2 protein-coding genes are annotated in these 6234 nt (G+C 62.5%); one reads left to right on the forward strand and one right to left on the reverse strand.

Features of this window, described 5'->3' with window-relative positions:
* Nucleotides 1-1249 precede the first annotated feature (1249 nt).
* Nucleotides 1250-2281 carry a PolC-type DNA polymerase III gene (locus ACHFFZ_RS00370; RefSeq protein ID WP_394274683.1) on the forward strand — a complete coding sequence of 344 codons (1032 nt, stop codon included), beginning with the start codon at nucleotides 1250-1252 and terminating at the stop codon, nucleotides 2279-2281.
* A 296-nt stretch (nucleotides 2282-2577) separates the two neighbouring features.
* On the opposite strand, the gene ACHFFZ_RS00375 is transcribed toward ACHFFZ_RS00370, so the two are convergent.
* Complete coding sequence (locus tag ACHFFZ_RS00375; RefSeq protein WP_394274684.1) at nucleotides 2578-5790, reverse strand: helicase-related protein; 3213 nt, start codon at nucleotides 5788-5790, stop codon at nucleotides 2578-2580.
* Nucleotides 5791-6234 lie beyond the last annotated feature (444 nt).

The raw sequence follows: 6234 nt of genomic DNA on the forward strand, positions 1-6234 counted from the left end.
GTTGTCATGCCGGCATTGGCGACGAAGACGTCGCACCCGCCCAGCTCGTCGATCAGCTCGGTGACGATGCCCCCGGTGCGGTCGAACTCACTGGTGTCGAGCTGCCTGACCACGGCCCGGCGGCCCAGCGCCTCCACTTCACGCGCCACGTCCAGGGCTCCCTGCTCGTTGTCATGTCAGGTGATGGCGACGTCGAGCCCCGCCCGGGCCAGGGCCAGCGCACTGGCCCGGCCGATGCCAGAGCTGGATCCGGTGACGATGGCGTGCCGGGGCTCGAAACTGGCTCGGTGGAACACGGGATCTCCTGTGGGGTTGGGGCGGACTCAGGCCATGGTCGCGCATGGGGTGCGGGAGGGCCACACGACAGGGGCGCGTCTCGCCGGTTCAAAAGGACGGCTGGCACCAGCCCGCCGGACAGCAAGATCGGCAATCAAGTATGTTGACTGGCGTATTCGAGGGATCAGAGGTGCTTATGCGTGTCGTGTGGCGACTGATCGCCGTCCTGCTCTGGGCAGTCGCGGCCTTCTGCTTGTTGTTCATCATCGTTGGGCTATCCACGAAGGACTGGGGCATGGTCATCTTTGGAGCCGTCTTCACCCCACTCATGGCCCTCCCAGCTTGGCGCTGCTGGCAGACAGCTGGACGCGGAGTTCCCGAGAACCACGTCACGTCGCACACCGGGGCGACTACGATCCCCCCTCAGCACGAACCTGGTGAACAAGCCCGAAGCTCGATGCTCCAAGCCGCGCCAACCATTCCCGGCCCAAGCGCATCAACCGAAGCGCTGCTAGCTCCCGCCAGAACCCTGGCTGACAGCGAGGCGGACGAAATCGAAGTCTTCTGGAAGAACCCTCGAAGTGGGACTACTCGACGCCAGGAGCAGCCTCGACCAGATTCGGTCTTGGAGCCAAGGCCACACTCTCTCGCGTCTCCCCACCGGGACGTCTCAGACCCCACGACCAAGGAACATGTGAGTGCGGAGCTGCCCATCGCTCGTCCTCCTGCACCGAAAGCCCCTGCTGAGGCCGTCACCAAGCTGCAGCCGACACCAAACCAGAAGTCAAAATCAGTCTCTGCGCGCGCCCAAGGGAACACGAAATCGGTCACGTCGATCCAGCGCCCAATTCGACCAAAGGCGACATCCACAGAACCGGTCCGATCCAGGCGCTCCCATTCCCAGGAAGTGCAGGGACTCTTTGGATACGCCACCAATAGGAGCGGCCTACACCTGAATGTTCCTTTCTCTGTGGTGGATGTTGAAACCACTGGATTCTCCCCAGCGAGAGGAGATCGAATCATCGAGATCGCCATCGCACGTGTACTTAGCGACGGAACGATCGAGGATGAGTTCTGCACATTGGTGAATCCCCAGGGCCGCGATGTCGGACCCACCTTTGTCCACCACATCACGAATGAGCATGTCCGGAACGCCCCAACATTCTCGGAAATTGCCGATGAGGTGTTGCGGCGGCTTTCGGGGACCGTGGTCGTCGCTCACAACGCCCAATTCGAAGAACGCTTCCTGGATTCGGAATTGGGGCTCACCGGGATCACTGGAGCTCAGTTCCCCGCCTTGTGCACGATGCAGCTTGCGCAGCAGGTCATGTCAGCACCCAACTACAAGCTCGGAACGATCGCACGGGAGTTCGGCATTGCCATCCCCGACGCACACGCGGCCCTTGGTGATGTCCGTGCCACCGCCAAGATCCTTCCCCAGCTGCTCACCGTCAACGGCTCACCGCTTGCCTACCCTTTGGAGCCCTACACACACGTAGGTTCTGGAAGCTCCTCGATGGTCTCTCTAGTCACCCGTGCAGCATCCCTCCGCAAGGGGACGGAGGGTTGGATGACCAACCTCGTCTCGCGTCTACCAATGAATGGAAATGCGATCAGCGACAACGTGGGTTTCGTCTACTTTGAATCCCTCACCTCAGCCTTGGAGGATGGGCGAATCCTGGGGGACGAAGCCAAGGAGCTGGCCAGAATCGCCGGACAGGCAGGCCTGGGATCCTCACAGGTTCAAGATCTCAACAGTCAGTTCCTCGAGAGCCTGCGCGAAGCCGCCTTGGCCGATGACATTCTCACCGCTGGCGAGCTGGGGCACTTGGCACGAGCTTCGGCGGCGCTAGGCCTACCGAACTATTTCGATGACCTGAATCCTTCGGATGCGCCAGCACCCAGCGCAGATGAGAAAAACCCTGAACCCAAGAAACGGCGCCGGCGATGTGGCAACTGCGGCGAGATCGGACATTATCGTCCTACCTGCCCGAAGCTCTCCTGATCACTGGCACGCGCCAGCGACCCACTGCGTTACGACGTGAAATCCCGAGTGAAGAATGACCCCGTCTCAAGTTCACCTGCCGCATGCGAGCAAGGGCTTGGGACAGCATTACGCACACCATCTCCAACTCGCAGTTGCGGTTCCGCCAGCTTCCAACTCCCAACTTCGACCTTCGTGATTCTGCGACGGGCCTATGGACTGGACGGTGCTTGGGAGGACCTTCGTCGCAGAAACGTAAGGTCGTACACCTGGCCATCTGTATTCGTCTGTGCCTGCGGGACGCCATGCTCGAGAACTCACATGGACAGCAACGACGGCAAGACCAAGTCCGGCCGAGTCATCATCTCGCGCACATCGCTCATCACCACCTTGGCCACAGCGGACGCTTCATCCCAGGCAGTCTGCTGCTGAGGAGTGCGATCATCGGATCGCAGCCACAGTGGATGGCCAATCAGCACGACCGCCGTGGAGCTGACCAAAGCCTGCAGACCCCCAAATTCGGCGAGGCGAAGGCTACCGGGGACCAAGCCACGGTGGACCTGCACAAAGCGCTGTGCAGCGAATCGCGAAAGCTGTTCCCACCGCTGCAAATTGAGCGAGTGGCCCAGCGCCAGATCTGCCACGTCCAACGCGAGACGCCAGCTCAGGAGCCCGTGCATCCAGCGATTGCCATAAGAGCGGAGACAGTCGGGGCAGGAACTCTGGCAAGCCAGCCCGTGCTCCCCTTGCGACCAGACATCATCAAGGTCGACGGCGATGGAGCGCAAGACCCGCTCGAGGCGATCTTGACGGCCCAGCTCGACGGCATAGCCGGCCCCATTTTCCAGCTCATCCGCGATGAAGACTGCGTGGGTAGGCCGGTCTCGGACGCGCCAGGGTTGCAGGCCCACCTGGAGCTCCCCCGGATCGATGTCGAGCTCGCGCTGACAGCCGCGCCGGATGGCCTCGGCAAAGGAGAGCAGCGCAGCACGACCACTGGGACATTCCTCGTCGGATGTCGTTACCACACCGCCTGTCAACTGGACATCGGAGGGCAACATGATGACGGCGTCGGTGGTACGCAGTTCACCGAGGGCCACGTCTTGGAAAGTGGCCGCCGCGAACCCGTTCTGATCACTCTTGGGCACCACCACCTCAACGGCCTTGTCCGACCGTCGATTCAGCTGGAATCCCTTGCCTCCGTTGTCATTGACCGTCAACAATCGTGATTGATCGCGCACCCACACATCGAGACACCCCACGCGTGCACTTGCCTCGTCGAGATCCAGCCAGGTGAGTGCGGGCTCGGCCGCCCGCGAACTGGGGGCTTGTGCTGACATCTTGTCGTCACGCTCTGCCCTGGCCAAGAAGCCCTTTGGCTGGAAGACCCGGCGCACCTCGGCAGTCGCCCCACAGACGCGACACTGTTCGGCTACAACAGAGCTCCCGATCCAGACCGATGAGCAGTCGGGACACGTGTCCACGAACAGCGGATCCCCCATCGGATCCACAGGCACTTCCTTGCCATAGCGACGCTGGAAGTAAGCCAGACCAGAACAGGTGTAGACCCAGCCGTCCTTCACCACCTGCGATCCGGGGCTGAACATGGACACCGCCAAGCCCAGTGGACGGTCCGAGACAGTCTCAGCCCGGCCGCCCGGCCCAGACTTCCAGTAGAGGTGCCGCACAGCCGTCGGAAAGCCGAACATGGGTCCGATCCCTGCATTGGCCAGGCGCTCACTGAGGTCTGGATGGGCGAAGGCCTTGTTATGCAGCACCTTGTCGATCTCGGGCACCAACTTGGTGCGGCACCACCGGGCAATCTGCTGCACCGAAGTGACGCCGCTGTGGGCAGCGAAGAACCCACAAACCTCATCCACGTCCGAAGCCAACGAAAGCCACTGGGCCACTGGCCCGCGGATGGTCTGCCAATCCTCGGCCCTTCCAAACTGTCCATGGATTCCCCCGCTGCCTCCTGCCTGCGGCGCGACTGCAAGAATGGCGCGACGCAGCAGCTCCATGGAGGCCACACGACGCACGATCAGGTCACGCCCTGTGTCGATGAACGGCTGCGGCGGGGCATCGCCGGTGATGCGCTCAACCTCTCGGAAGTAGTAGTTGTCGTGACTGCGGTCCTGACAAAGCGTCACCGCAAAGGAGAAGGGCTGCCCGCTTCGACCGGCACGACCAACGCGCTGCTGGTAGTTGAAACGCTGTGGTGGCATGTTGCCCATCGCCACCATGGTCAGGTCACCGATGTCGATACCCACCTCCATCGTCGTGGTGACCGACAGCACGTCCAGCGGGGATGCCAGCTCGTTCTCCTCCGGCTCCGGCAACAACGCACGACGGAACCGACGCTGCCGCTGCCGCTGCTCCGCCCGATCCGTCTGACCAGTCAGCTCGGCCGATGCCAAGCGTCGTGGTTCGAGCCTCGACAGGTGTCGGTAGTAGTCGTCCTGGCCGAGCTCGGCGTCCATCTCCACCAGCTCGCCCGTGCACTTCTCGCGGACGCACACGCCGGCCGACGGGTGCGCGTGGCGCGTACTGCACACCGAGCAAACCCAGGATGTGGCTCCGCATGGCAGGAGTTCCAGAGGTGAGGCCTCGGCCACCAGGTCCACAAGCCCGTTCACCAGGACGCTTTCCATCGCCTGCATGACCTGCTGCGACACATCATTCGCGCTCCGCGACTGCCGCAGGGCCACTCTGCCCAAGTAGTCCTTCACCACCTCCGGCATGTTCGCGCGCTGGGTTGCGAGCGGCGCAAACGCATCAGCACGAAGATAGAGCCGAAGCACGCTCCTGACCGTCTCGTCGAGCCACCCCTCCCAGACCTGACTCCCCCGGATGGACAAATGTGCCACCCCCGTCTGTTCCGCGTCACGATCGTCGCGATTGAACAGGGCCGCCGCCACGCCACCGATCAACTCGCGTCGGTAGTGCGTGTAGTACTGGCTGCGCGTCGCACCCGACGGCAGCTCCTCCCACATGCCCACCCTCGGTGGGGAAAAGGCCATGAACCACGGCTTTCCATCATCCAAGGTGAGCAGCTGCGCACGAGGCCCGCCCGGGGGCACTCCCAGAGCGACATGGTCGGCGATCAGCTTGGTCACCAAGTCATTCCACGGATGCGACTGGTTCGCACTCTGCTCCGCTTCGAACTCCTCCAAGTAGCGTGCATCCTCGGCTGTCAGCTGCCCAGACATCCGGTCCTCATAGGCGCGCGCCGCTCGTTTGTGCAACGCACGCAACCGTAGATATCTGGCTGCCTCTGCGTCGGAGACCCTGTCCGCCTCGGAGAGCAGTCGGATCACGTCGCTCTGGGTCTGTGACAACTGCCGCCCCACAAGCTGTCGGACCAAGTCGCGATAATGGTCGGCCTGCAGTTGGAGGCCATTGACCGCAGCGTCATCACGGCTGTCGGTGAACAGGATGGTGCCGGGCGCCTGAGGCCCCTCCTGGATGGAGCGGAGCATTGCCGTGACCACGAGCTGGGCAGCACGCCGTCGTCCGATCACCTGCTCCACGAGCGGGGAGCGGACTCCTGCACTTCCCATGTTGTTCTGACGCGGCGAGTGGCTGCAGGCTGGACAGCGACTCGGAATGGCCGGCACGGACCGGGTGTTGGATCGAAGCGTTGTCCCTGTCGAGCCCCCGTCACACAAGTAGCCAATTGAGGGCATGTAGTCGACCGCGGCGAAGGAAAAGATTGCCTTGCTCTTGTCGCCGAGAGAATTTTCCCACTGGTCGTTGACCACTCGCCCGGGCCTGTACCAGGCAAATTCATCCAAGGTGCGCCTTGACAAGGATTCAGGCTCATCGTCGCCTTGCACTGAGGTTTTCTCATCAGGGCTGCCTGTAGAACATCGGCAGTGATGCTCTGGCAAGGGGTGATGGTCGACTCGGGTGGGTGCATGCGGGTCGGGTGGTGCAGGATCGGTTTCTGCCAAGACACCCATCGTCCACCAGAA

Source organism: Luteococcus sp. (genome assembly GCF_043424415.1).
Classification (GTDB): domain Bacteria; phylum Actinomycetota; class Actinomycetes; order Propionibacteriales; family Propionibacteriaceae; genus Luteococcus.